Genomic DNA, 26,018 nt, shown 5'->3' on the forward strand with positions numbered 1-26,018 from the left:
GGAAAGAGGCCGCACGCCGCATGGCACAGGCGTGCAGCCTCTTGAGGGGTGGCAAATTTCTATAAAACTACAGTATGTTTGTTAAATTAATAAGTTGTTACCAAAGGATAATTCTTAGTGCTCTACAGGAGTTGTGTTCTTCCAGTAGTCTTCAATCTCTGCTGCAAACTCAGCTCTGTCAATCTGTCCTGCGAGATATTTCTGGAAGGTTGCACCACAAATGGAAAGATGATCATCCGGAAGGTAATTGTAGTTATCAATCAGAGAGCCTTCATCTGCATATTTCTTAACAGATTTTCCAAGTGGATCGGATACTTCTTTTTCATTGTTAGAGAATGCAGGTACAAGTGCACATGTCTCAGCAATGAAGCTCTGTCCTTCATCGGAATCAGCAAGCCATGTAAGGAAGTCCTTAGCTGCCTGACGCTGCTCATCACTTGTTGCATCAGAGGAATCGATCATCATGAATTTGGAACCTCCACCAACAAGCTTCTCATTGGATCCGTCATCTGTGTTCTGCGGTACCGGCATCATTCCCATATTCTCTGTATAATCATATGCATTGATTACAGACCAGTCCCAGTTTCCTCCGAACATGAATGCGATCTGTCCTTCAGCAAGCATCATCTCGGTTGTCTCACGCTCTGCAGCGATTGCAGAATCTTTTGCGTAGTTATTCTCCATCATTACATCGAAGAAGTCCATAAGAGAATTGAATTTCTCATTGTTTGCAAGGTCTGCTGTTCCTTCATAAAGAGAGGAAACAAATGCTTCTACATCTGGCTGCTGCTCGTAAACCTCAGCAAGGAAGTGAGCTGCAAGGGACCAGTCCTCTTTCATGATACCGGTAGGTGTTTCCATTCCACCTTCTTTCAGTTTCTCAAGAAGCTCTTTAAAAGAATCAAGTGTCTTGTAATCATCCGGATTGAAGGTCTCGCCTGTGATTGCTTCGATTGCATCTGCATTGTAAATAACACCGCGTGCTTCAAGGCAGGTCGGGAAACCATTGATCTGTCCGTCAACTCCGATTGCGTAATCAGTCTCATTAACCCAGCTCTGATCGCTTAAATCAATTGCATGGTCTGCTGCAAGTGAATAGATATCTTTCGGGTCTACCATAGCGATTGTATATGGATCATTCGCAGAATATCTGGTAGCCAGATGAGCAGATACTGTATCACTATTGTAATAAACCTCTACGCCAACGCCGGTCTCTTCTGCATACTGAGCAGCTAATTCTTCGAACTGGCTCTGAACCTCCATCTTGGAGTTAAAAATTGTGATGTTCACATCGTCTGCCATAACCGGTACAGATACACTTGCCATTGTTGCTGCTGCAGTTGCAACTGCAATTGCCATTGAAATACGTTTTTTCATTTTTGCTTCCTCCTGTTTTTTACGTTCTTGTTCGGACGTTTTCTTTATGGTTGTATGATAGCATTGCGTCTCAAATATGTCAAGCGGTTGTCATATATTTTTGTCCATTTCACATCACTTTGTTACATTTATACTATTTAGCTCTTTATGTTTTGTGCACTTTTACATGCTTTTTTCGTGTCTGTAGTTCATTTATTTTATTTTTCTTGTTTTTTACGAAAATTGCTTCATTTTTTATCACAACCGCATGTCATATTCCTTATGCATCTGATCAATTCCGCGCGAAGCGTTTTTTTGTATAGCAGAAATATTACAGAGTAATTTCCTGCTATACAAAAAATCAGCTGTCATATTGTATTCTGAAATGTTTCAAAAACACCCCAGAATACACAATATGACAACTGACTGGAAAATTTTTCGAAGATAAAAAAATATTAACAATTCAGTAAAGCGGACATTCGCAATCCGCTTCGCTGTTTGCTCATGAACGCAGTCGCTTCGCGATCTGTCAGTGGGAGCTGAAGGCTCCCACTGACAGAAGCATCCCCCCTCACTCGCCGCTTAGTGCTCCGCGCACTTGAAGCGGGGAAATGCTTATCTGCGTTCAAGTCGTCCCTCGCTCAACCAGTGTAACCGGAAATACTGTCTTAGTAGGTACAACTTTCCCCTCATCAATCTGCGCAATAGCTGCTACTGCCAATTCTGCCATCTGTTCCACAGGCTGATGAATTGTCGTAAGTCCCGGACTTGTAAACTGGGCAATATTCACATCATCAAAACCTACGATCTTCAGTTGCTCCGGAACCTTGATTCCCAGATCTGCGCATGCCTGCAGTACATAGGCACCAATAACATCTGAACTGGCAAATACACCGTCCACATCAGGATTATCCACCAGTGCCTGTCTTACATATTCATAATATTCCAGAGAATCAAAAAGACGGTTATCCGTTACCATAACCACATTTTCTTCATTTCGATTCTTACAGATATCACGAAATGCAACCTCGCGGAGATCTCCTGGCATATGAATGTCAACCCCTGCACTTACTCCGCCGATAAACATCAGCTTCCTGCAGCCTTTCTCAATCAGAAGCTCCGTTGCCAGCACACCGCCCTGATAGTTATCACATTCAATCCCGGATGTCCCTTCATCCATAGAACGTTCCAATGTGATCAACGGGAAATCAAGATCTTCAAATTTCTCAGTTTCAAAACTTCCACTGCAAAGAACAACGCCGGTCACTCTTTCGCTCTTGCACATCTCAATACACTGTTCCTCACGTTCTTCTTTATACCTGGAAACAAAAAGCATGATACGATATCCCTGCTTCGCAGCCTCTCGCTCCAAACGGCTTAGTACCTTGGCAAAATAAGGATGTTCAATATTCGGCAAAATAACTCCTATCGTATTACTCTTCTGCTTTGACAGTGCGCGAGCTGTCTCATTAGGCTGATAATTCAGCTCTTTCATCACCTGATATACTTTCTCACGGGTCTTATCACTGATATATCCTCTGTTATTCAGGACTCTGGAAACTGTTCCTACCGTTAGGCCTGAGGCCTTCGCCACATCCTTAAGTGTTGCCATATATGTAAATCTCCTTTATTGCGAGCTGCAGTTTTTTATTTCATCTTGATTTTATCACCTCGTAGTTTCTTGTGTCAACCGGTAAATACATCCTGTTTCTACATCCACCCGGCATCCATGTCACTGCAGGCCATCACCACGCAGTCGATTCCAAGAAGGATCAGATAACCGCCAATAATAAAGCCCGTTGAAAACAACGCTACCCACGGCCAGATGATCATCAGACAACCAAGGATGATTCCAAGGATATTTACAATCAAGGTAAAGTAATAGTAAAATTTTCCTGCCAGACGGACCAGAGGGATGTGGGTCAATCTGGAAACAGAATGAGCGATGAACCAGATTGGGAGAAGCAGGGTCATAATCAGCTCTCCGGCATTTGGGTACATCAGAAGCATTAGTCCGGCAAGGAGACTTAAAATTCCAGTCACCAGAGCAATGGTAGGTCCGAAGCCGATATAGCGCTCTGTTTTTGCATAAAATACAATATCTGAAATTCCGGTGATGACAGCAAGAAAACCATACGCAAAGGTAATTCCGCGGAGCATGCCGCCCGGATTACACAACGTATAAATCCCAAGAAGGATCAGCAGGATTCCCTCAATGAGTTCCAGCCAGCCATAACGTGAACGTCTTCTCATTTTTCCTCACTCTCCTCTTTGTTATTTAAAATTTTCATAAACTCTTCGCCAGTTATCGTTTCTTTTTCATAAAGGAACATAGCCAGTTCATCCAGTTTTTTACGGTTGTCTGTCAGGATCTTTTTGGCTTTTTCATGTTCTCGCTTTACTAATTCTACGACCTTCTCATCGATTTCCTTCTGGGTATCTGCAGAGCAGGAAAGGGATGCATCGCCGCCAAGGTACTGGTTGGAAACGGTTTCCATAGCCACCATGTCGAACTCGTCGGTCATTCCGTAGCGAGTGATCATAGCTCTGGCAATCTTGGTTGCCTGCTCGATATCGTTGGAAGCGCCTGTGGTAATCTCGCCAAACACGATTTCTTCTGCAGCACGTCCGCCAGTGAAGGTTGCAATCTTATTTTCCAGTTCTTTCTTTGTCATCAGATACTTGTCACCAGTTTCTACCTGCATGGTATAGCCGAGTGCACCAGAAGTACGCGGAATAATAGTAATCTTCTGAACAGGAGCGGAATGGTTCTGAAGGGCTGCCACCAGGGCATGTCCGATTTCGTGATAGGAAACCACTTTTTTCTCCTGGTCAGAGAGAACTGCGTTTTTCTTCTGGTAGCCAGCAATTACCACTTCAATGCTCTCTTCCAGGTCTGCTTCTGTAACGATTGTACGTCCGTCACGGACTGCACGAAGTGCTGCTTCGTTTACAATATTTGCCAGCTCGGCTCCGGATGCACCAGATGCCATACGTGCGATAGTGTGGAAATCCACGTCATCGGATGCTTTGATTTTTCTTGCATGAACCTTCAAAATTGCTTCACGTCCTGCAAGATCGGGAAGCTCAACTGGTACGCGGCGGTCGAAACGTCCTGGACGGGTAAGTGCCGGGTCAAGGGATTCCGGGCGGTTGGTAGCTGCCAGAATGATAACCCCATTGTTGCCTTCGAAACCATCCATCTCTGTAAGCAGCTGGTTCAGTGTCTGCTCACGCTCATCGTTGCCCCCTACCTGGCCATCACGTTTTTTACCGATGGCATCGATCTCATCAATGAATACGATACATGGGGCTTTCTCTTTCGCCTGCTTAAAAAGATCACGAACTTTGGAGGCACCCATACCTACAAACATTTCTACGAATTCAGAGCCGGACATGGAAAAGAATGGGACATTCGCTTCTCCGGCAACGGCTTTGGCAAGCATTGTTTTACCGGTACCTGGAGGGCCTACAAGGAGAACGCCTTTCGGCATGGAGGCTCCCACGTCTGTGTATTTCTTTGGGTTATGAAGGTAATCTACAATCTCTGCAAGGTTTTCCTTGGCTTCATCCTCTCCGGCTACATCTGAGAAACGGATTCCTTCACTGGACTGAACGTAAACCTTGGCATTGCTTTTTCCCATGCCAAATGCCATGGAGTTTTTGCCTCCAGCCTGTTCCATCAGCTTCTTCGCCATATAATTTCCAAGAACTATGAAAATGATCAGCGGCAGTAGTCCGGTTACCAGGAAGCTGAGAATCGGGGAGGTCTGCTGGTCGATGTCCTTAGTAAAGGTGGCACCGCACTCATACAGGCGGTCAGTGAGATCCGGGTCATTCATAAGACCGGTTTTGTAAATTTTTTCATTGTTCTTGTCGGTAAAGACGATCTGGTTATCTTCCACTTCTACTTTACCGATGTTTTTGTCATTGATCATGCTCATGAAGGTACCGTAATCGGTTTCTTCTACCTGATGCTCCATCAAGATTGGGGAAACCACCAGATTAAAGACGATCAGTACCAGAAGCACAATGCCGTAGTAATAGATCAACGGCTTTTTTGGGGTTTTTACTTCTTTCATGGTTGTAGTCCTTTCTTATGTAAACTAATAGTGTCTACTCTTCTGCCTCTTTCTTCTCTTCCAGACGCTGGGCTTCAATAGCCTCCAGCGATACCAGAAGTGCCCGGTTTACTGCCTGCATTGCAAAATCAAGGGCGTATTCTGCGGTGAGGATTTTCTTCTCCGTTCCCGGGAGCACATTTCCAAATATTGGCTCCTTATTTTTCAAATTTATGTTTTCTGCCTCCAGCACTTTTCCAACTGCTGCCTCCACCTGGTCGTAGACGCCTGCCAGCTTCATTACACAGTCTGTCTTGGAATGGCGAAGTCTGTTTTCCAAAGTGATACGGCTTTCCTGACATTCCTGTCGAAGATTCTGGATCTGTTGGTGGAGTCTTTCCGTATCCATACTCTCCGCCAGCTGAATCCGACTGTGGGTCTGTTCCAGTTTTTTATCCAGCTCGTACATTTTTACGGATAAAATTTCATGTGCCATATATGGTTCCCTCCTCTCCTTGCGGATTACGTTATCATTTCTAGTACATCGAAAATTAAGTTTCTGCTATATTGGCGCAGGATGATTTCTTCATATGCAAGGCGGAGGAAGGAGACGTAGCGGTGGCTACGGCGACCGACGACAACGCAGCAGATGAAAAATCAGACAAGTCAATATGGCAGTTACTTAATATTCGATGTACTAGCCTTCCTCAAACAGGCTCTAGAACATGTTTGAAAAAGGCTTTCTGCAAGATGTGCGTCACAATCACGCTCCGTAATCCTGATAATTTTATTCTAGTACAAGCAAAAGAAAGTGTCGATAGTCAGAAATTTCACCGTGTATAGACAAAACGGGCAAAGTGTAAAAAATACACCTCGCCCGTTTGATCTCTTATTTAGTTTCCTCCATGTATTTGCAATCGGCCTCTGGATTCTATTCCCAGTCAGTCTCCGCCTCCGTCAATTTCACTTTCAAAACTGCTTCAAGGTCAATAAACGCAGGAATAAAACTGTCACGAATAAACAGGAGCATTTTTCAGCACAGAAAGACATCTTCTGTAGCATTCTTTCCCATCATAATCAAATAGACTTCGTGTACGATCATATCCAGATTCTTCGTATCCTCCGGTGTCCAGTCCTGGAAAATACCAAAGATAGCATGGCTGTGGTAACGGAGGATCAACTTCAGTTCCTGGCGGCTGTAGTTCCGGTACAGATTTTCTTCCTCCACAATGCTCTCAAACAACTCGTAGGTTCCTTGCATAAGGGTTTGTTCCAGTTCTTTTCCATAATTACTTTCTATTCCTTTTCGCACTTCAGGTATAGCATTGATGGCAAAAACAAACAGATACTTCAGCGCTGCTTCTGCGCCGCCCTGCTCTTTGCACGCCTCCAGCAGCCGCCTGGTTCCCTGCTTTATGCTCCACTGAATCAGATCCGGTATTCCTTCGAAATGGTAGTAAAATGCCTGCCTGGTGATCTGGCACTCTTCCACAATATCCTTTACTGTAAGCTTCTTTACTTTTTTCTCCAGAATCAGCTTACGGGCTGCTTCTGCGATGATCTCTTTCATGTCCATATACTGTGGTTCTCTTTCCTTTATCCGGTGTTGAATCATAAACAGTCTCTAATTCTTATACCTTAATAGCTACATGCAAATCATATTATCGGCAACAACGACCAACTACAGCTCATACTATTTCACAGGTTATATATCTTTAACAATTTTCCCACTGCATTTTCCTATGACGCTTATTCCCACTGCATTTTCCAATGATGCTTATATTCATACTTTGGGTTTCTAATTTGACTCTTCTGAATCTGCAATATCTTCCTCATCTACAGTATCTTGTTTCTCTGGTACCACTGCATCTTCTCGCGCCTGCATAGCGGCTCTCTCACGAATGCTCTTCTTCGGGGCGGCCGGTTGAGATTGCTGGGAGGATTTCTTCCTGGCTGGGTCTACTGCAAATTTGCGTTCCGGATCAGCCTTGGCAACTTTGCCTAAGCGGGTGGCACCCCAAAGTAAAAACAGCGGAAGCACAATGGCTGTAAAAAGAAGCCCCAGATTCATCAATCCGGTAAAAAACAGAATTACCTGCATGACAATCTCAGTTATAAGAAGAGATATGGCCAGTTTCACAGAAAATCTGCTCTTATCTACTCTGTTGGAGTTCCTTACAGATAGAAATCCAACTACAGCTTCCCAGATTCCTACTGCAATAAAACAAATACCAATCCCTTTCAGAAGTCCACTTCCCACTCCGGCATTCTCAAGAAGTTCTACATACTCTGCAGTTCCCTTGTCTGCTTCCAGAGCTGTCATAAAGAAATTGATTCCATACATGATCGTGGAGGTAATGGCTGAAAACATCAGGAAAATACCACCAAACATCAGACACATCCTGCCATTCATCGCCTGCCGTGTCACCTTCATCCTCTCAAATTGATCCATAATCAAACCTTCCTCTCTTTTTTGTAAACCAACAAAAACACAATTTTAATATTAGTCTAACATATCACTTTTCGTTATTCAATGTACAGATTTCTGTTCGTGTAACAAACATTATGGGTTACGATTCTCGATCTTCGCAGAAACACGCTCTAGAGCGTGTTTGAAAAAGGCTTTCTGCAAGATGTGCGTCACAGTTTGTGGGAGATTTTGTCCGGATGAGGGTGCCGTAGCGGGCTACGGCAACCGAATTCGGGCAAAATCTCCCGCAAAGTGGGGCGTGCAGATTGCGGGAATGATTTTTCAAACAGGCTCTATCTTAATAATTACCTTTACTTTCCAGATTCAGCTTTATATAATGTATTAGAGTGTGTTTGAAGCACAAGTTACATGTGAAAGGCAGGTTTTACCAATGAACTGCAATAAAAAAGAGCTTTTACTTTATGCCGTTACTGACCGCAGCTGGTTAAATGGCAGAACTTTATATGACCAGGTCGAAGAAGCCTTAAAAGGTGGGGCCACCTTCATTCAGCTACGCGAAAAAAATCTGGATACAGATAGTTTTCTCAAAGAAGCTGCGGAAATCAAAGAGTTATGTGCGCGCTATCATGTACCATTCGTGATCAATGACAATGTAGAAATTGCAAAAGAAATCAATGCCGATGGCGTTCATGTAGGGCAGGAGGATATGGCTGCTGGTAATGCCAGAGCCATCCTCGGTTCTGACAAAATCATCGGCGTTTCTGCGCATACAGTTGAAGAGGCTGTTCTTGCTGAAAAAAATGGCGCAGATTATCTGGGAGTAGGTGCCGCATTCCAAACCGGAACCAAAAAAGATGCCGGCAATATCAGCCATGAAACTATAAAACAAATATGTGAGGCTGTAAATATTCCCGTTATTGCTATCGGTGGAATTACACATGACAATGTAATGGAGCTGGCTGGAAGCGGTATCTGCGGAATTGCAGTTGTAAGTGCCATCTTTGCAGCTGAAGATATTACAAAAGCAACCAGAGAGCTTAAAGAGCTTACTCTCAAAATGAAAGATTCTACTTGTATTTCCAAAGACAATGCATCTTCCAGGAAAGGAATTTCATGTTAAGGGGTGCCATCTGGGATCTGGATGGTACGATTCTGGATTCTATGTCAGCCTGGGATCATGTAGGCGAAAATTACCTGCGAAACCAGGGAATTGAACCTGAACCGGATCTGGATGAAGCAATCGCCACTATGAGTCTCCACCAGGCAGCTGACTATTTTATTGAGCACTATGGTGTAAAACAGACCCAAGATGAATTGATCAAGAGTGCTGTAGCAATTGTAGATGATTTCTACCGCTATGAAGCTCAGCTGAAGCCTCATCTGAAAGAATTTCTGGCTCAGCTTCATGAGACCGGAGTCAAAATGTGTATTGCCACTGCTACAGAGCGCTCCCTCGTGGAAGCTGCCCTGGCACGTTGCGAAGTGCTTGATTATTTCAGTGAAATCTTTACCTGCTCCTCTGTGGGTGCCGGAAAGGACGAACCAACCATTTATCGGGAAGCCTTGAACTTTCTTGGCACTGACCGAACCAATACCATGGTCTTTGAAGATTCTCTTCATGCCCTTACTACAGCTAAGAAAGATGGCTTCTATACCACTGCTGTGTACGACTCTCATGAAGAAAATCAAGAGGAAATACAGCGTCTGGCAAACTGTCGGATTCATGATTACGGTGAGTCGGAAGAGTTTATTAATTTTACAAAAAATCTATAGAACTTTTTATTTGGCGGGAAGCTTAATTGCTTCCCGATATTCTTTATTCAACCAAGTATCTACTACATTGACGCAGGATGATTTCTTCATATGCAAGATGGAGGAAGGAGCCGTAGCGAGCTACGGCAACTGAATTCGGGCAAAATATACCGCAAAGTGGAGCGTACAGATTGCGGGAATGATTTTTCAAACAGATTCTAGTACATCGAAAATTAAGTTTCTGCTATATTGACGCAGCAGATGAAAAATCAGACAAGTCAATATGGCAGTTACTTAATATTCGATGTACTAGCTTATTTGCCACTTCACATGACTTCCCTTCTCGTCTTTGCTGACGATCAGCTGATCTTCAATCTCCTGCTTCAGCTCGGTCACATGAGAAATAATTCCAATCAACTTGCTTCCTCCCGCCAGTTCCTGAAGAACCTTTACCGCCTGTTCTCTGGAATGCTCATCAAGGGAACCGAAGCCTTCATCCACAAACATTACATCAAGATGTATCGCTGCAGAGCTCTCCTGGATCTGATCTGCCATTCCAAGTGCCAATGCCAGGGCTGCCATAAAGGATTCTCCTCCGGAAAGGGTACGGACTTCACGCTCTTTGCCGGTAACATTAGAATATACCATAAGATCCAGACCACGATTCTTGCCTTTCCCCGCATTCTCCTCGTCTACCATACGAAGTTCAAACTGTCCGGCAGACATATTCGCAAAGCGGCGATTGGCCGCATAAAGAATCTTCTCCAGGTAATATCTCTGCACATAGGTTTCAAGATCCATACGGTTTCCGGACATATTTCCAGACAACAGCTTATAAAGAGTTTCCAGCTTGGTATGCTTTTCAATGATTTTACCTCGCTTCTCCATCTGAGGGCTAAGAATATCATATGCCTCTTTATCAGCTTTATACTGTTCTTTATAAAGTTCCAGTTTCGTCTGAGTCTGAAGCCGTACTTTCTCAGCTTCCTCCATCTGGGACTTGGCAGCTTCCATATCTGGCTTGCTCCTGCCATCTATGGCTTTTCCAGCTGTTTCTGCAGTGGTCTGTGCGGCTAGTTTTTTTCGCTGCCAGCTGTCTGCTTCTTTTTGCAAAAGCTCCGCTGTTTCACGGGTATAGTTCTCTGCTATGTCCGCCCATTCTGCCTCTGTCATATTTTTCTCATTCATCAAAGTCTGATAAAAGGCCTGCCGCTCCTGGTAAAGCTTCTGGTGATCTGGAAGTTCCCCTTCAAATCGTTTAATCAAGCTGGTACAGTTAACCAGCTCTTCAGAAGACGCTTTTTCTTTCTTTTCAGCTTCCTTGGAAGCAGCTTCTGCAGCTTTCCATTTTCCTTTTGCCTGGTTAAACTCTGTCATAGCCGCCTCTTCTGATGGATATTCCCGGGAATCATTCAACTGCTTCAGAAGAGCTTCTGCGCTCTTGGCTGACGCTGCTGCCTCAGTCAGCTTTTGTCCGCATTCCTCTACGGCAGTTTTTCCTGATTTCTTCCGCTCTTCTACCTGTCCCAGAGCATCCTGAAGATTACGCAATGTTTTCTGGGCTGTATTAAGTCTTGTACCCTCTTCCTGTAATAAAGTTTTCCAGGTTCCAAGAAGTGTCTGTATCTGCTTCAGCAAGGCATTCCAATTACACTCTTTATCCGCCATCTGATCCTGGGCTGCACCAGGGACTTCTGAATTTCTGCTCTCCTGGAAATTTTTTATATTGTCTCCCAAAGAATCAAATACTTCCAGCATTCCTGCTTCCGGGAACTGCTCATGATCATTTAAAATACGCGTGCACAGCTTCCTTCCTGTCTCTTCCAAAAGTCGTTCTTTTTCTGCAACTATATCCACAGCTGACCTTGCTTCACCGGCAGACTGTTCCTGCCTGTTTCGAAGCTCAGAAACTTCTTTTTCTGCCAGTTCCAATTGCTCACGGGTGAGATCTCTATGAAGGGTAGAAGCTATGCATGGATTCGGATGTTCTATTGCGCCGCATACAGGACATGGTTTCCCCGGCTGAAGCTCGCGTGCCAGAAAACCAGCCTGCTCATCCAGAAAAATTCTCCGCATAGACTCATATTCCTGGCTCTTTGCGTCATATCTGATTCTATTCTTCTGGTATGTCTCTCGTGCTTTCTTCGCCAGTTTTTTCTGTGTTTCTACACCTTTAAGAAGATCTTCTGTTTCTTGTACTTCAATGCCAAGTACTTCCAGTTCCTGATTTTTCCCTTTCCAGACAGCAATTTTCTCATTAGTGTCGGTCAGCTTCTCTGACTGAGCCCTCCAGTCTGCTTCCTGCTTCTCCATTTTCTCCAGATCTTCTCTGGCTTTGCGGTCTGCGGCCTGCGCTGCGGTCAGATTTTGCTGGCTGGTCTTTACACTTTTTTCTGCTTCCTTGATCTGCTTAAGGAGCTTCACTTCTTTATTCACGCGCTCATAAATAGTGGTGTACGCCTTAAGCTCCTTCTCTGCCGTTTCTTTCACCGCCTTCGCTGTCTGAATGACAGATTGTGACTGTTCTTTTAATAAAGGAGCTCGTTCCTGCTGCTCCTTTAAGGCACTCTCACATGTCTGCATATTACGCAAGGCATCCTGACAGCGTGCGTATTCGCCTTTTATTTCGTATGCTTTCTTAATTTTCTCTGACAGAATGGTCTTTTCCCCTATTTGTGCTTCCACTTTCCCACATTCAGAAAGCTGAACCTCAGCGTTTTCCAGCTGCGCATATAAATTCGTCAGCTGAATGGAACTGTTGTAGATATCCCTTTTTTCGTCGCGGAGTTTTGATGCGGATTGTAATTCTTTCGAGGTAAAATTCACACTTTTCTCCAGTGTTCTGCATAACTCGCCCAGATGATCCAGAAAGCAATCCATCACTACAATTTCCCCATTCAAAACCTGCTTTTTTAGCCCTTCTATTTCCTGCCACTGGTCATATTCCTGGGGAATTACCACATGGGCAGCTTCAGTCTGACATGCAGTTTTGATCTGAGCAATCTCTTTTTCCAGGGAACGCTTGCGATTCATCAGCTCGTCCACAATATTCTGGTATAATTCAGTGTTAAACAGCTTCCGGAAGATGACTTTCTTATCATCAGATTTTGCACGAAGAAGCTCCATAAATTCTCCCTGAGCGATCATGGCAACCTGCATAAACTGGCTTTTGGTAAGACCGAGGATCTCCCCCAGCTTGCTGTCAGCTTCCTTCTGTGGATATTCGGTACCATCTGGCATGATCAGGCTGACAGACCCCGGTACTTCACGGCTTCCTGTATTTTTCCCCGCCCCTCTTGTCAGAAGCTTCAGATGTCTGGGAACACGGCGGACAGTATACAGCAGGCTATTTTCTCCTGTCCCTTCGGAAAAAACAAGCTCTACAAATGGTTCAACGTTCAACTCTGCATACTGGCTTTGCAGTACAACACCATCTTTCTTGTTTGTACTGGAGCTGGCTTCACCGTAAAGAGCAAATACAAGGGCATCAAATATAGTTGTTTTTCCTGCTCCGGTGTCTCCGGTCACAAGAAACAGATTCTGATTCGGCTCCTGAAAATCGATCTGTGTCAGTTTTCCGTAGGAACCAAACGCCTGCATGATAAGTTTCACAGGTCTCATTTCGTCACCTCCTGTACTGTATTGATAACCTCCTGAAGAATTTCCTGCTCTTCCGCATCTGCATTTCCGAGGAACTGGCAGCAAAGTTCAAATGGATTCAATTCACGCTCACTGTCTGCATGTCTGGTATAATCAACCTGCCGCACAGTCTCACGGCGTATCTCTAGAAGCCCTGGAAAAGCCAGACGCAGACGATCCTGCATATCAATTACGTCCAGATCCACCTTATCCGTAAGAATTACTGTCACATAATCTTTACAGCGCTGTGCCAGAACACTCTCTAAATCTCCCTTGATCACTTTTATCTGGCGCAGCGGTTCCAGTGGAATTACTTCTGTAGTGATTTCGCCCTTTTGTTTTATGTCAACCATTATAATTCCTTTATTCTGACCTGCTTCACTTACAGAGCATGCCAGCGGCGTTCCACAATAGCGATAAAACTCGCCGCCTGCTTTCATTGGCTTATGAATATGTCCCAGTGCCGCATAATCAAATTTCTGCAGAATATCGGCTGACACCTGGTCAATATTTCCTACTGTCCGGATCTCAGAGTCCATTCGTTCAACTTCTTCTGCACTCTCCCCCATAGGCAGATAGAATTGATGGCTGACCAGAATGTTTCTCTGGTTTATGTCAACCTGTTCACGTTCTATCAGTCTGTGGATCGTATCATTGTAAGAAAGATTATTTCCATTCTCGTCTGTACCAGTGATCAGCTTCACCATGGAAGGCTTCACAAAGGGAAGCAAATAAAAATTCACCGGACCATATTCATCCTGAAGTACCACTTTCTCAATCTGATCTTCTTCTGTCTGCGGCGGCATTCCGATCATATAAATTTTCTGACGATCAAGTACACTCCGAAAGCAGTTCACGCGGGGCGCGCTGTCGTGGTTTCCACTGATCATCATAATTACAGAATCCGAAACTGCATTTCGCAGCTTTCCGATAAAATGATCAAACACCTCCACTGCTTCTGCAGACGGAACTGCTTTGTCATAGATGTCCCCTGCGATCACGATCGCATCAGGTACTTTCTCTGCGGCCTTCTGAATTATTTGATCCAGTATATATTCCTGATCTTCTCTGAGATCACGATTGATTAATTTCAAGCCAATGTGTAAATCTGATAAGTGAAATATTCTCATAAACCGTTCCCCATTCTTATCTTCTCAAAATTCCTGTTAAACTATATATTTCATATACCTTAATGTTACCGATTGTATATATAAAACCAACTTCATAGCCCTATGCATTTCTGTTATATTCTCTCTCAATCCACGCCATCAACACATCTACTATGTATTCCTGCTGCTCTTCTGTGAGCTGCACTCCTGCTGGAATTCTATGCCACTTATACAAGCATCCCCGACAGCAGCAGCCAGTAGCATGCTGAGCCAGGAATACAGGGTGCCCGCGCATTGGAGTCTGTTTGCCATCATTGGGAATCTGAGCCGGAGCCAGACGTGTTCGCACAAAATCTGAGGCATGACTGCGGATGGTATCCATTCCTTTCTCCCGGATATACTGTATATCCTTGTCCTTCAGATGAAAACGACTGCGAAAATTCGAGCGGGACAGGCGGGCAAACAGATCACAAAACTGGTCCTGTTCCGGATCATATTTTCGCAAATACTTCTCATATCCATTCAATATTTCTGCAATTTTCAAATTAAGCTCTGAACTATTATACGTATAGTTCTCATCCTCTAAACGAAAATAGAAATCTATATTAACTTTCAGCTTATTGTTTCCACGCTTTATTCCTCTGCCGCTATTTCTGAAGTTACTACTATTCGTCGTATTATTAATTCCTTCATTTTTTTCATTTGTTCCACCGCCTTCTTCCTGCACCAGAAATTTCACCTGCGCTGCATGCCTCTTCAGAAGAGGAATAATGCAAAAATACAGCCGGTCCTCTTCCATATGAAGATACCCCAATACCTGTTTGTCTTTATTCATAAGCTGAATCTGATTCCCATGGAAAGCTTTTGGAAACAGATATTCGCCAGACTGCAAGCTTGCTATAAGCCTGCCTTCCGGGGATGCGGCTTCTGCCGCCAGAAATGCTTTAACCCGATAAATTCTCTGACCTTTCCTATCTGTGCTCTCTGGTTTCATCAGGGAATCCAGAACCAGTAATGGGTTCACATATTGCATAGAAAGATATTCAAACAGCTTCGCCTGGATGCGAAAACGGTATTCCTTCAAATCTGGTACAGAAGATAAGTCTTCTGCGTTTACGGCATTCTCCGTTCTCTCAAGGAGGACTGCCGCTGCATGACGAATACTGGTAAGAAAAAGCGCGAAATCCTCTTCCTCCGGATCCCACATATATTTTCCACAGGCAGCCTGATAATACAGTTTCCCCTGGGCTTCCTTTCGTTCTTCTTCAGAAAAATTCATACTATAGTGCAGATAAATATTCCTTGGTATAAAAGCAGCCTCGTTCCATTCACCAGACCATTCCTGATGCTGTTCCCTCTTCCCAGATTTATGATTGTCTGTGCCATGAGCCTCTGTTCCATAAGCTTCCGTTCCATATGCGTTCTGCATTTCCCGACTATCGCTCTGGCTCAGTATCCGATACGCTTCATTTATCTCCTGTGCACGCTGAATATGAGCTTCCCTTACTTCATTCAATGAGTCCGGATGAAAACGGCTGATCATCTTATGATATTTTCGCTTAATTTCTCTTTCATCATCTTCTGGGACAATCCCCAGAAGTTCTATTGCATCTTGTGTATTCATTATATATTCCCGATATTTTTATTTCGTTTTTGTCTTCATATTCTTTCAGTATACATTATTTCAAGTAAAAGGGCTATAAATTTCCAATTTAACTTACTCTGAGTAGATGTCATTATAAATGGGAATCGGTTAGATATTGTTATGATTTATGGCTGGGAAACTAGTTCCCAGCCATTTTTTCTGATGTGTCTTGTTATAATTTTATCGGATGTGTTTCGAAAATCTTTCGTTTTCTTATTGATCTTAGGTATTTTGGTTGATCTTTAGCGGCTTATGAATCTTTAGTAATTTACAAATCTTTGGTGAAACACAGAACTTTCGTACTTCTAAGTTCTTTTGTATTTTCAGATTCTTTTGTGCTTTATTGCTTTCTTTCGTATTTCAGATTTCTTAAGTGTTTTTCGTATTTCTCTTTCGTTGATGTATCTATACTACCATATCTGTCGCTTTTTGTCATCTGGCAAAGTGAACATATTTTCGATTGTATTTTCATCTATTTTTTATTCTATCAATATATTATATCAATACCAGCATGATAATCCCAACTATCACAAGAAGGGGAAGTGCTATGTAAATCAGACCTTCCAGGACTAATCCAATTAGGACAAGGGGAAGGAATATAAGGCGAAAAAAGATTTTCGTAATTCCCCAGGTTGCGCGGAAGGCAAGTCCGATCATTTTGCCAAATATACCAAACATTAAAATGATAAATAACAGCGTCAGCATAAATTGTCACCTCGTTTTCTTTTCAGGCATTATACAATATGGTCTGCCCTTTACTGTAATCAACGACTTAATGGGGATTTTCACTTCAAATAAAGAAAAAATTTACCAACAGCGCAAAAAGCCCCCTGCGGAATCATTCCGCAAGGGGCGATCATTCACTATACGATTATATACTTCGCTTAAACCTTAAGCCATCATCGGCTCCAATGCCTTAGCCAGTTTCTCTTTCTCAGCTTCTGCCTCTGCAAGATCTTTACCCAGTGTAGTGTAATAAATCTTAATCTTCGGCTCTGTTCCGGATGGACGAACAACTACTGTCTCGTTATTCTCCAGTTTGTAAATAAGAACATTTGCTGCTGGAAGACCGGTCTCCTCAGGCTTCTTATAATCGGTAACCTTCACTACCTTGTAGCCTGCAATGTCTGCCGGCGGGTTGTCACGGAATTTCTGCATGATTCCTGCCATAGTGTCCATTCCGCTGAGTCCCGGGAATTCAAAGCTGTCAACCTTGTTCAGGTAACGGCCATACTGTGCGTAAATCTCCTCAAGTCTCTGCTTCAGGGAGCTTCCAATGCTTCTGTAGTATGCAGCCATCTCGCAGATCAGCATGGATCCAATAATGGCATCCTTATCACGTACATACGGTCCTGCAAGGTATCCATAGCTCTCTTCAAATCCGAAAATGAAACGGTCCACTTCACCAGCAGCCTCAAGCTGTGCGATCTGGTCGCCGATCCACTTAAATCCGGTAAGTACACTTCTAAGCTCTACACCGTAGTGCTCTGCAACTGCGTCTGCAAGAGGTGTGGAAACAATAGATTTCACTGCAACCGGGTTCTTCGGCATTGTGCCTTTCTCGATACGGCCAGCTGCAATATAGTCAAGAAGAAGAACTCCCACTTCATTACCACTTACCAGCTCATAGGAACCGTCCGGGCATTTCATGGCAATACCAACACGGTCTGCATCCGGGTCAGTAGCAAGCATAAGATCTGCTCCTGTCTCCTTGGCAAGCTTCAGTCCCTGCTCCAGAGCTGCGAAAATCTCCGGATTCGGGTAGCTGCATGTGGTAAAATAGCCGTTCGGGTATTCCTGTTCCGGAACAATTGTTACATCTGTGATTCCGATATCCTTCAGGATCTGAGTTACCGGCACAAGTCCGGAACCATTCAGCGGGCTGTAAACCAGCTTCAGTCCTGCTGTCTTGCAAAGACCTGGACGAACCTGGCGTGACTCGATTGCATCGTAAAGAGCACGTTTGCAGTCGTCACCAACAAAGCGGATCAGACCTTCCTCAACGCCCTCTGCAAAGGACATATATTTCGCACCAGTCAGAACGTCTGTCTTCTGGATCTCATCATAAACGATAGCCGCAGCATCATCTGTCATCTGGCAGCCATCCGGACCGTAAGCCTTGTATCCATTATATTTAGCAGGGTTATGAGATGCGGTAACCATAATACCCGCGTTGCACTCATAGTAGCGTGTCGCAAAGGAAAGGGCCGGTACAGGCATTAATGCATCATAAATTCTGACCTTAATGTCATTGGCAGCCAGAACTCCTGCTGCTGTTTTCGCAAATATATCACTCTTCAGACGGCTGTCGTAGCTGATTGCAACGGTCTGAGTGCCGCCCTGAGTCTTCACCCAGTTAGCAAGACCCTGTGTAGCCTGACGCACTACATAGATATTCATACGGTTGGTACCTGCTCCAAGAACTCCACGGAGTCCTGCTGTACCAAATTTCAGAGCTACTGCAAAACGATCTTTAATTTCTTCATCGTTTCCTTCAATCTTAGATAATTCTGGTTTCAGATCTGCATCCTCGAGATCCTCTGCCATCCAGCGCTTGTACTCTTCGTTATACATTTTAACCACTCCTGCCATTATTATACTATTTATTTTGTCTAATATTACTACAGATATTAATAATATACCACATTTTTCACGAAACGGCAATATAAGCGACAAATTTCTACCAGACATTTTTTCTCTGTTTTCCACTAATTTCCGACAATTATACATTTCAGCCGCAGTTCACAGGGAGTTACTGTTCACTGGTAACGTTCCGCGAGGTGTTTTTTGTGAACAAAGTTCACAGAAAACCCGAGAGTTGCGGCGCGAAATCATGCAAAGCATGATTTCTGTGCATCGCGAAGCGCGTTACTGTGAACGGAGTGAACAGTAACCACAGGGAACATTCCATTCTCACATTTTCAATTTAGGTATAGCGTTCCCGGCTTTTTTACGCTATAATAAGATAGTGTGTGAAAGCAACCATCCTAACTGCTTTCCCTTTATCTGACATTGAGATTTGAAAAAACACTATAAAATTCAATTGCAGCACTCTTTACAGCTGCAGAACGGAGGAGATTATGGAAATTGTCTGCTTAGACTTAGAAGGTGTGCTTGTCCCGGAAATCTGGATCGCATTTGCCGAAGAGACCGGCATTCCGGAGCTGAAACGAACCACAAGAGACGAGCCTGATTACGATAAATTAATGAAATACCGCCTGAACATTCTGAAAGAGCATGGTCTTGGCCTGAAAGAAATCCAGGAGACCATCGCCAAGATCGACCCGATTCCAGGCGCCAGGGAATTTCTGGACAAATTAAGAGCACAGACTCAGGTTATCATCCTCAGTGACACTTTTTCCCAGTTTGCAGGTCCTCTTATGAAAAAGCTGGGCTACCCAACCATCTTCTGCAACACACTGGTAGTGGGCGAAAATGGCGAAATTACTGACTTCAAAATGCGCTGCGAAAAATCCAAATACACCACTGTGAAAGCCCTGCAGTCCATTGGCTACGACACCATTGCCAGTGGAGACAGCCACAACGACCTGGGTATGATCCAGGCAAGTAAGGCAGGATTCCTGTTCAAGAGCACCGACGCGATCAAGGCTGAATATCCGGAGATTCCGGCTTACGAAACTTATGACGAGCTGTATGACGCAATTATGAAGGCAATTAATGGTTAACATAAAGCAGAGACTTGTTTTCTATCTATCCCATGGAAAACAAGTCTCTTTTTTTCAAACACGCTCTAACACAGCAGTTGGGCAAATGATATTCCAAGCAGGTCATTTCAGGAGCGTTGCACCGACCTGCGTAGAATATCATTTGCCCAACTGCGTACCTCCTATATCTTCTTCACGCTTTCCCTCTCAATAAACTGCGTACACATCTGCATCTTGATCTTAATCCCGTCATTATCTTTCAGAATATCCCGCAATCGCCTTACAACAGCTCTTCCCATCTCCTGCTTCGGCACCCGGAGTGTAGTCAGCGGCGGATACGAAATTGAGGAAAAAGTAAGGTCGTCAAATCCCACAATGGAAATATCCTCCGGAATCCGGATTCCAAACTCTGCCATAGCTTTCATAGCCCCCAGGGCGATCATATCGTTGTCTGCGAAGAAGGCTGTAGGCAGCTTCACCTTCTCAGACAAATACCGCTTCATATTCTCGTAAGCACCGTCGATGGTAGTTGCCATTGTAAAAATATAGTCCTTATTCAGGGGAAGTCCCGCCTTTTGCAGCGCTGTCTGATATCCTGCAAAACGAGACCGGAAAGGTTTGATCCTGAAATCTCCCCGCAGATAACCAATCTCTTTATGCCCATTGGAAATGAGATACTCTGTAGCCATACGCGCTGAATCTGCATTATTGATCAGCATGGCATCAAAGCTCATATCCTCTTTCCAGTAATCAATCACAATAAACGGACAGGTCATCCCGCGGATCAGGTCAATGTCCGCATCCACCATCTCTGTTCCCAGAAGGATCACAGCCGACGCCTTGTCATTCATGATCCACTTCGCCTGTTCCTGGTATCCAGGATCTCTTTTATCCAGATTGCACATCTGCATTTCCATTCCACAGGCGCGGCATTCCTGTTCCACCCCGGAAATCAGCTGGATAAAAAAGGGGGAATCCTCAACCACAGCACCATCCCGCTTAAACATGACAAATTTTATTTTGCGGATATGATTTTCCTCAAAATACCCAAGATCCTGCGCCACTTTAAAAATCTTCGCAGATGTCTCAGCATTCACGCCTTTTTTGTAGTTTAGTGCATTTGAAACAGTTGCCGGAGAAAATCCTGTGATCTCACTGATTTTTCTCACACTCACTTTCATTTTAGTTCCTCCTCTGTCGGTAAAATAATGCCATACATCTGCGAAAAAAAGACGCTGCAAAAACAAGCTATCACCTGTTATTCGCAGCGTCTTCTCTGATCATTTTATGCCGGGAACGCAACTCCCGCTCTTAAAATTATGTTCGGATAAGGTGTAAACTCACCTGTACGGATTGCAAATTTGCACTGTGCAGACATCTTTTTCAGATCTACATGGTCAATTCTGCTCTCCTCTGCCTCAGGAAGGCTCTGCTGAATATATGCAAGAAGCTCCGGATTTTTTTCCTCAATCTCATTTGCAATGGTATAGGCTTCCACTTCTGTCTCCGCCAGCACTGCATCCATCACCTGTTTAAAGGTAGGAACCCCTCCGCATACAACCAGGTCTACAATCTCCACGCCCTTTGGAATGGGCATTCCTGCATCACCGATCATAAACAGATCTTTATGTCCCAGCTCTGCGATACAACGGATCAGCTGGGCATTTAAAATCCCTGATTTTTTCATGCTATTCCTCCTGCATCTCTGATTATTACTATAAATCTTTTTCGGATTTTTTTCAACTTTTCAAATTATTTTAACATTAAGGAAGATTTTGGTTACTTAATTATTTGTTCTCGTTTCTTGCCTGAAGTGCCATCTTCGCCTGAAGATTTCTCTGTGTCTGGTCGATTACGACTGCAAGAATGATAACCAGACCACGGATAACCTTCTGCCAGAACTCGGATACACCACACATTGTCATACCATCATTGATAACACCGATAACAAATGCACCGACTACAGTTCCGATAATGGTTCCGGAACCACCGCTCATGGAAGTACCGCCAAGTACGGTAGCTGCGATGGCGTTCATTTCCCAGCCATCACCAGATGCAGGATGTGCTGCGGAAAGCTGTGCGGTGTTGATCATACCAACCCATGCTGCACAGAAGCCAGAGATCATGTAAACGATAATTTTGATCTTGTCTGCTTTGATACCGGAAAGACGAGCAGATTTCTCGTTGCCGCCGACTGCAAGTACATACCATCCGAATGGAAGCTTCTTCAGGATGATAACGGAAATAATTGCAAGCACTGCGAAAATATAAACACCGGTAGGAATGCCGGCAATATTGCTTCCAAGGATTTTGAAGCCTGTGTTGCCAAGTCCGTCATAGCCCTTGATATCAGAGAATGTTGCACCATTGGAACGAAGGTTTGCAAAACCACGGCAGATATACATGGTACCAAGGGTAGCGATAAATGGTGCTACACCTAATTTTGTTACAATAAGACCGTTGACTGCACCGATGATGCATCCAACAACCAGCATGGTAATAATGATTACCGGAACGCTGAAATAAAGGGTTACACCTGCAAATTTCAGTGTAATACCTTCCTGGATCATTCCACCGGCAAGCATACCAACAAGTCCGACTACAGAACCAACGGAAAGGTCAATACCGCCGGTAATGATTACAAACGTCATACCAAGTGCAAGGATTCCATACAGGGCTACGTGCTTGGCAACCATGGTCAGTGTAGATGCTGACAGGAATGTGGTTCCTTTTACAATGGTAAAAAAGATGACCAGGAGTACCAGTACAATAAAGGTACGTCCTTTTAACAGTGTCATTAACAACTGATTATTATTTGATTTTTTGTTATTCATTGTTCTGCTCCTCCCCGGCTTACGCATTTCTTCCGGTTCCAAGTCCGGCATAAGATGTACGTACAAGTGTGTCTTCTGTAATCTCATCTCCGGTCAGCTCGCCGGTCTTTTTGCCATTTGACAATACAACGATCCTGTCTGCGATTGCCATGATCTCTTTCAGCTCAGATGAGATAACGATAATGGAAAGTCCTTTTTCCGCAAGGTCGTGAATGATCTCAAAGACCTCAGTCTTCGCACCGATATCAATACCACGGGAAGGCTCATCCAGAAGTAAGATCTTCGGCTTGGTCAAAAGTCCTTTGCCGATTACAACCTTCTGCTGGTTTCCACCGGACAGTGACAGGATTGGAAGTCTCTTGTCCGCCACTTTAATATGGATATCCTTGATCTGCTCGTCAACTGCCGCATTCTCTGCTTTCTCGTCAAGGAACAGACCTTTTACATAATCCTTCATAGAAGAAATAGCGGTATTCTTGCCGATATCAAGAGTCTGGATCAAGCCCTGGCTCTGACGATCCTCAGGTACAAGAGCAAAACCGTTTTTGATCTGGGCGGCAACATCTTTGATATTTAACTTTTTGCCCTCATAGAGTACATCACCGGTGTGTTCCGGATGAAGTCCCATCAAGCACTCAAACAGCTCGCTTCGTCCAGCTCCCAGAAGTCCGTAAACACCAAGGACTTCACCTTTTTTCAGATCCAGGCTTACGTGGTCAAGAGTCCAGCCGCCGCCTTTTTTCGGAAGGCACATATCCTTAATTTCCAGCACCTTCGGCTGTTTGGAAAGGTCAATGCTTCTCTCAAAACGGTGATACTGGGTGTTCTTTCCAACCATATTCTCTACGATCCAGCTGAGCTCAATGTCCTTTACATCAGCATCTGCAACGTATTTTCCATCACGAAGAATGGTAACGTGATCGCCAATCTCCATGATTTCTTCCAGACGATGGGAAATATATACGATGGAAATTCCGGCTTCCAGAAGCTCTCTCATAATCTTAAAAAGCACCTTAACCTCTGCTGCAGAAAGAGAGGAAGTAGGCTCATCCATGATCAGAACACGTAAGTCATCCTGATTCAGATTTCGTGCGATTTCCACCATCTGCTGCTGTCCTACACGAAGATCTCCAACCATGGTTTCCGGTGGAATTTCATGTTCCAGACGCTGCAGGATTTTTTTCGCACCCTCTGAATGGGCTTTGTCATCCAGGAAAAAGCCTTTCTTTTTCTCATGTCCCATAAAAATATTCTGGTAAACTGTCATATTCGGGAAAAGAGAAAGCTCCTGGTGGATGATTCCGATACCTTTTGCACGGGCTGCATTGGTATCCTTGAAGTAAACCTCCTGGCCGTCCATGTACATCTTGCCTGCTGAAGGCTGCTCGATTCCGGCGATCATCTTCATCAGGGTAGATTTTCCGGCACCGTTCTCACCGATCAGAACGTTTACCTTTCCTTTCAGAAGATCGAAGGAAACCTGATCCAGAGCTTTGGTTCCGGGATAAATTTTATCAATTTTTTCACAATGGAGAACAACATTCGGATCATCAAACATAATGCTTCCTCCTTTTATTCAATCGTCAGCTCAACTGCTGTAACAGATACTGCATCTGTACCGGCTTCTGCGCCGCCTGTAAATGTAACAGTCTTGCCAACTACATTTTCGTCGATTCCAAGTGGGTCAATTACCTGTGCAAGCGCCTGCTTGTTCAGTTCTTTTCCATAGCTTGACCATTCTGTCTGGTTGGTAAAGCTTTCAAAATTCTTCAGAGACTGAAGGTCACGGATGGCTGTGCTGGAGTTCGGTCCATCTGTCCGGACCTGAACCTCTGTAGTTCCGGTATATCCATCCAGTTCTACTATCAGATAATGTTTCGGGGTGTCTGTATTGTATTCTTTGATTTTTCCTGTGCCTTTTACTGCAGTTGTTTCTGTAATTCCATCACCATTTAATATTTCAGAAAGATCCTGTGCCTTATCGGAAATGTCCGCTACAACGGCTCCCCAGTCACCCTGGGACTCTGCTGCGGAATCAAATTCCTGTTTTCCTGTATAAGAAGCTTCTTCGCCAATGGGCACTACAGTTACAACACCACAGCCGGTGAAGGTTACTGCTGTACATGCGGCCAGAACTGCCAAAATTCTTCTGCTTTTCATAATCATCTCTCCCTGCTTTCTATTATAAAAGGCGGCGCTGGCGCACCGCCTTCCAAAGCGTGTTTAAAAAGACTTTCTGCAAAATATACCACAAAGCGGGGCATGCAGATTGTGCGAATAATTTTTCAAACACTCGTTCATTTTTTTATAAAAATCTGTTTCCTGGCAGCCAGATTATTTAGCTTCTGGTTCTGTGTAAACAAATGCGTTCAGGCAATCTGTGTTGTCAGCTGTGATTGCTACACAAGGAACAAGCTGTTTCTCTTCTTCCGGAGCTGTACCGTTAAGGTAAGCGTCTGCCTGCTCAACTGCCATCTCAGTGATCAGAGCGATCTGCTGAAGAGCGGTACCAACCATGTCACCAGATTTGATGTAAGCGTTTGCTTCGTCAGATCCGTCAAGACCGATGATCTTAATGTCGTTACGTCCTGCATCCAGGCAAGCCTGAACAGCACCACATGCCATTGTGTCATTACCGCAGATAATACCGGTGATCTCTGGATTGGACTGAAGGATTGCTTCTGTCTTCTCATAAGCTTCTGTCTGATCCCAGTTAGCGGACTGCTGAGCTACCATCTCAAGATCCTCATACTCATCAATTACAGAATGGTAGTTATCAGAACGAACCTGGCAGTTTGTATCGGATTCAAGTCCAAGGAGCTCTGCGTATTTGCCTTCGTAGTTCATAGCCTCAACCCATACTTCTGCGATTGCTGCTGCACCCTGTGCGTTATCTGCAACGATCTGTGCTACTGCAAGTCCGGACTGGTTGATCTCACGGTCGATAAGGAAAGTCGGGATTCCAGCGTCATATGCTTTCTGAACTGCTTCGATGGAAGCATCTGCACCAGCGTTATCGCAAATGATTGCTGCTGCGCCATCGTTGATAGCTGCTTCGAAAAGCTCAAGCTGTGTAGCAGCGTCGTCATCGTGGGAAGCACATTTTACTTCGTATCCAAGTTCTTCAGCTTTTTCTTTCGCAATTACCTGCTCTGTGTTGAAGAATGGGTTAGATGTGGAAGGTGTGATACAGTAAATGATCTTGCTTCCGCCGCCTGGAAGTAATTCTGCATTCTCTTCAGCCATTACCGGAACTGTCATTAAACCTCCAACCATCGCTGCTGTCATAGCCAATGCCATTGCTTTTCTTGCTTTCATAAATACGTCCTCCTTGAAATATAATTAAGATCTGTTTTTGTTCGGTTTTCTCTCCGAACTGTTGATAATTTGATTATAAACGTTTGTATAAATATTTCAATAATTTTTTTAGTTTTATGTGTTATTTTGTATGAATGCACAAGGTTTTCGTTGTGATTTTAGTAAGCTTTTACTATAAAATTCATGTGTTTCCAACTATCCATTCGTG

25 protein-coding genes and 1 pseudogene are annotated in these 26,018 nt (G+C 44.1%); 5 read left to right on the forward strand and 21 right to left on the reverse strand.

Going from position 1 to position 26,018, the window contains the following annotated elements; all coding sequences use genetic code 11:
- Positions 1-114 precede the first annotated feature (114 nt).
- The 9 genes from LIZ66_RS11630 to LIZ66_RS19370 form a co-directional block, all read right to left on the reverse strand.
- Complete coding sequence (locus tag LIZ66_RS11630; protein ID WP_173716089.1) at positions 115-1,377, reverse strand: ABC transporter substrate-binding protein; 1,263 nt, start codon at positions 1,375-1,377, stop codon at positions 115-117.
- Between the two features lie 604 nt (positions 1,378-1,981).
- The gene (locus LIZ66_RS11635) at positions 1,982-2,968 is read right to left on the reverse strand and encodes a LacI family DNA-binding transcriptional regulator (RefSeq protein WP_118581958.1); all 987 of its coding nucleotides are present in this window, start codon (positions 2,966-2,968) and stop codon (positions 1,982-1,984) included.
- A 98-nt stretch (positions 2,969-3,066) separates the two neighbouring features.
- On the reverse strand, positions 3,067-3,609 hold the full coding sequence (locus tag LIZ66_RS11640) for a DUF308 domain-containing protein (RefSeq protein ID WP_173716088.1): 543 nt from the start codon (positions 3,607-3,609) through the stop codon (positions 3,067-3,069).
- A complete protein-coding gene (ftsH, locus tag LIZ66_RS11645; RefSeq protein WP_173716087.1) occupies positions 3,606-5,438 on the reverse strand; it encodes an ATP-dependent zinc metalloprotease FtsH in 1,833 nt (610 codons plus the stop codon). Before ftsH ends, LIZ66_RS11640 begins: the two co-directional genes overlap by 4 nt.
- A gap of 34 nt (positions 5,439-5,472) precedes the next feature.
- Positions 5,473-5,913, reverse strand: a complete 441-nt coding sequence (locus LIZ66_RS11650) for a hypothetical protein (protein ID WP_226820626.1) — start codon at positions 5,911-5,913, stop codon at positions 5,473-5,475.
- Positions 5,914-6,095: 182 nt separating this feature from the next.
- Positions 6,096-6,203: a DUF6783 domain-containing protein gene (locus LIZ66_RS20010; RefSeq protein ID WP_368369207.1), complete on the reverse strand. Its 108-nt coding sequence runs from the start codon at positions 6,201-6,203 to the stop codon at positions 6,096-6,098.
- Between the two features lie 247 nt (positions 6,204-6,450).
- The gene (locus LIZ66_RS11655) at positions 6,451-6,993 is read right to left on the reverse strand and encodes a TetR/AcrR family transcriptional regulator (protein WP_227200848.1); all 543 of its coding nucleotides are present in this window, start codon (positions 6,991-6,993) and stop codon (positions 6,451-6,453) included.
- 222 nt (positions 6,994-7,215) lie between these two features.
- Positions 7,216-7,869, reverse strand: coding sequence for a hypothetical protein (locus LIZ66_RS11660; protein ID WP_148463192.1), 654 nt, complete (start codon positions 7,867-7,869; stop codon positions 7,216-7,218).
- 118 nt (positions 7,870-7,987) lie between these two features.
- Entirely contained in the window at positions 7,988-8,152 is a 165-nt protein-coding gene (locus LIZ66_RS19370) for a DUF6783 domain-containing protein (RefSeq protein ID WP_306797090.1), read from the reverse strand.
- On the opposite strand from LIZ66_RS19370, the pseudogene LIZ66_RS19375 reads away from it, so the two are divergent.
- From LIZ66_RS19375 to LIZ66_RS11670, 3 genes and pseudogenes are all read left to right on the forward strand, one after another.
- Positions 8,090-8,233, forward strand: a pseudogene (locus LIZ66_RS19375) (DUF6783 domain-containing protein); the annotation flags it as partial. The gene LIZ66_RS19370 and the pseudogene LIZ66_RS19375 sit on opposite strands and share 63 nt — an antisense overlap.
- A gap of 45 nt (positions 8,234-8,278) precedes the next feature.
- Entirely contained in the window at positions 8,279-8,968 is a 690-nt protein-coding gene (thiE, locus tag LIZ66_RS11665; protein WP_227200849.1) for a thiamine phosphate synthase, read from the forward strand.
- Entirely contained in the window at positions 8,962-9,621 is a 660-nt protein-coding gene (locus LIZ66_RS11670; RefSeq protein WP_173772272.1) for an HAD family hydrolase, read from the forward strand. Before thiE ends, LIZ66_RS11670 begins: the two co-directional genes overlap by 7 nt.
- 43 nt (positions 9,622-9,664) lie before the next feature.
- On the opposite strand, the gene LIZ66_RS20015 is transcribed toward LIZ66_RS11670, so the two are convergent.
- Positions 9,665-9,790, reverse strand: coding sequence for a DUF6783 domain-containing protein (locus tag LIZ66_RS20015; RefSeq protein ID WP_368366522.1), 126 nt, complete (start codon positions 9,788-9,790; stop codon positions 9,665-9,667).
- On the opposite strand from LIZ66_RS20015, the gene LIZ66_RS20020 reads away from it, so the two are divergent.
- Positions 9,755-9,853 carry a DUF6783 domain-containing protein gene (locus LIZ66_RS20020; RefSeq protein WP_334285441.1) on the forward strand — a complete coding sequence of 33 codons (99 nt, stop codon included), beginning with the start codon at positions 9,755-9,757 and terminating at the stop codon, positions 9,851-9,853. The genes LIZ66_RS20015 and LIZ66_RS20020 overlap by 36 nt on opposite strands.
- 56 nt (positions 9,854-9,909) lie before the next feature.
- Here LIZ66_RS20020 and LIZ66_RS11675 read toward each other — a convergent pair whose 3' ends face one another.
- The 5 genes from LIZ66_RS11675 to LIZ66_RS11700 all read right to left on the reverse strand — a co-directional run bounded on the left by LIZ66_RS11675 (position 9,910) and on the right by LIZ66_RS11700 (position 18,567).
- Complete coding sequence (locus tag LIZ66_RS11675) at positions 9,910-13,221, reverse strand: SbcC/MukB-like Walker B domain-containing protein (RefSeq protein ID WP_227200850.1); 3,312 nt, start codon at positions 13,219-13,221, stop codon at positions 9,910-9,912.
- Positions 13,218-14,369 (reverse strand): exonuclease SbcCD subunit D, encoded by a 1,152-nt coding sequence (locus LIZ66_RS11680; protein WP_173716080.1) that lies wholly within the window; start codon positions 14,367-14,369, stop codon positions 13,218-13,220. Before LIZ66_RS11680 ends, LIZ66_RS11675 begins: the two co-directional genes overlap by 4 nt.
- Before the next feature lie 100 nt (positions 14,370-14,469).
- On the reverse strand, positions 14,470-15,972 hold the full coding sequence (locus tag LIZ66_RS20360) for a DUF4186 family protein (RefSeq protein ID WP_306797089.1): 1,503 nt from the start codon (positions 15,970-15,972) through the stop codon (positions 14,470-14,472).
- Positions 15,973-16,488: 516 nt separating this feature from the next.
- Positions 16,489-16,698 carry a hypothetical protein gene (locus LIZ66_RS11695; RefSeq protein WP_173735824.1) on the reverse strand — a complete coding sequence of 70 codons (210 nt, stop codon included), beginning with the start codon at positions 16,696-16,698 and terminating at the stop codon, positions 16,489-16,491.
- Positions 16,699-16,884: 186 nt separating this feature from the next.
- On the reverse strand, positions 16,885-18,567 hold the full coding sequence (locus tag LIZ66_RS11700; RefSeq protein ID WP_227200851.1) for a phospho-sugar mutase: 1,683 nt from the start codon (positions 18,565-18,567) through the stop codon (positions 16,885-16,887).
- A gap of 506 nt (positions 18,568-19,073) precedes the next feature.
- Here LIZ66_RS11700 and thrH point away from each other — a divergent pair.
- Positions 19,074-19,679, forward strand: a complete 606-nt coding sequence (thrH, locus tag LIZ66_RS11705; RefSeq protein ID WP_173735825.1) for a bifunctional phosphoserine phosphatase/homoserine phosphotransferase ThrH — start codon at positions 19,074-19,076, stop codon at positions 19,677-19,679.
- 161 nt (positions 19,680-19,840) lie between these two features.
- Here the strand turns inward: thrH and LIZ66_RS11710 are convergent, their stop codons facing one another.
- The 6 genes from LIZ66_RS11710 to LIZ66_RS11735 all read right to left on the reverse strand — a co-directional run bounded on the left by LIZ66_RS11710 (position 19,841) and on the right by LIZ66_RS11735 (position 25,810).
- A complete protein-coding gene (locus LIZ66_RS11710; RefSeq protein WP_227200852.1) occupies positions 19,841-20,839 on the reverse strand; it encodes a LacI family DNA-binding transcriptional regulator in 999 nt (332 codons plus the stop codon).
- Between the two features lie 104 nt (positions 20,840-20,943).
- Positions 20,944-21,345, reverse strand: a complete 402-nt coding sequence (rbsD, locus tag LIZ66_RS11715; RefSeq protein WP_173716076.1) for a D-ribose pyranase — start codon at positions 21,343-21,345, stop codon at positions 20,944-20,946.
- A 100-nt stretch (positions 21,346-21,445) separates the two neighbouring features.
- Positions 21,446-22,492 carry an ABC transporter permease gene (locus LIZ66_RS11720; RefSeq protein WP_118582012.1) on the reverse strand — a complete coding sequence of 349 codons (1,047 nt, stop codon included), beginning with the start codon at positions 22,490-22,492 and terminating at the stop codon, positions 21,446-21,448.
- A 19-nt stretch (positions 22,493-22,511) separates the two neighbouring features.
- The gene (locus LIZ66_RS11725) at positions 22,512-24,050 is read right to left on the reverse strand and encodes a sugar ABC transporter ATP-binding protein (protein ID WP_148463203.1); all 1,539 of its coding nucleotides are present in this window, start codon (positions 24,048-24,050) and stop codon (positions 22,512-22,514) included.
- Between the two features lie 14 nt (positions 24,051-24,064).
- Entirely contained in the window at positions 24,065-24,652 is a 588-nt protein-coding gene (locus LIZ66_RS11730; protein ID WP_173774067.1) for a DUF2291 family protein, read from the reverse strand.
- 174 nt (positions 24,653-24,826) lie between these two features.
- Positions 24,827-25,810, reverse strand: coding sequence for a D-ribose ABC transporter substrate-binding protein (locus LIZ66_RS11735; protein WP_118582021.1), 984 nt, complete (start codon positions 25,808-25,810; stop codon positions 24,827-24,829).
- Between the last annotated feature and the right edge of the window lie 208 nt (positions 25,811-26,018).

This window comes from Blautia faecis, assembly GCF_020554845.1.
In the GTDB taxonomy this organism is placed as follows: domain Bacteria; phylum Bacillota; class Clostridia; order Lachnospirales; family Lachnospiraceae; genus Blautia_A; species Blautia_A faecis.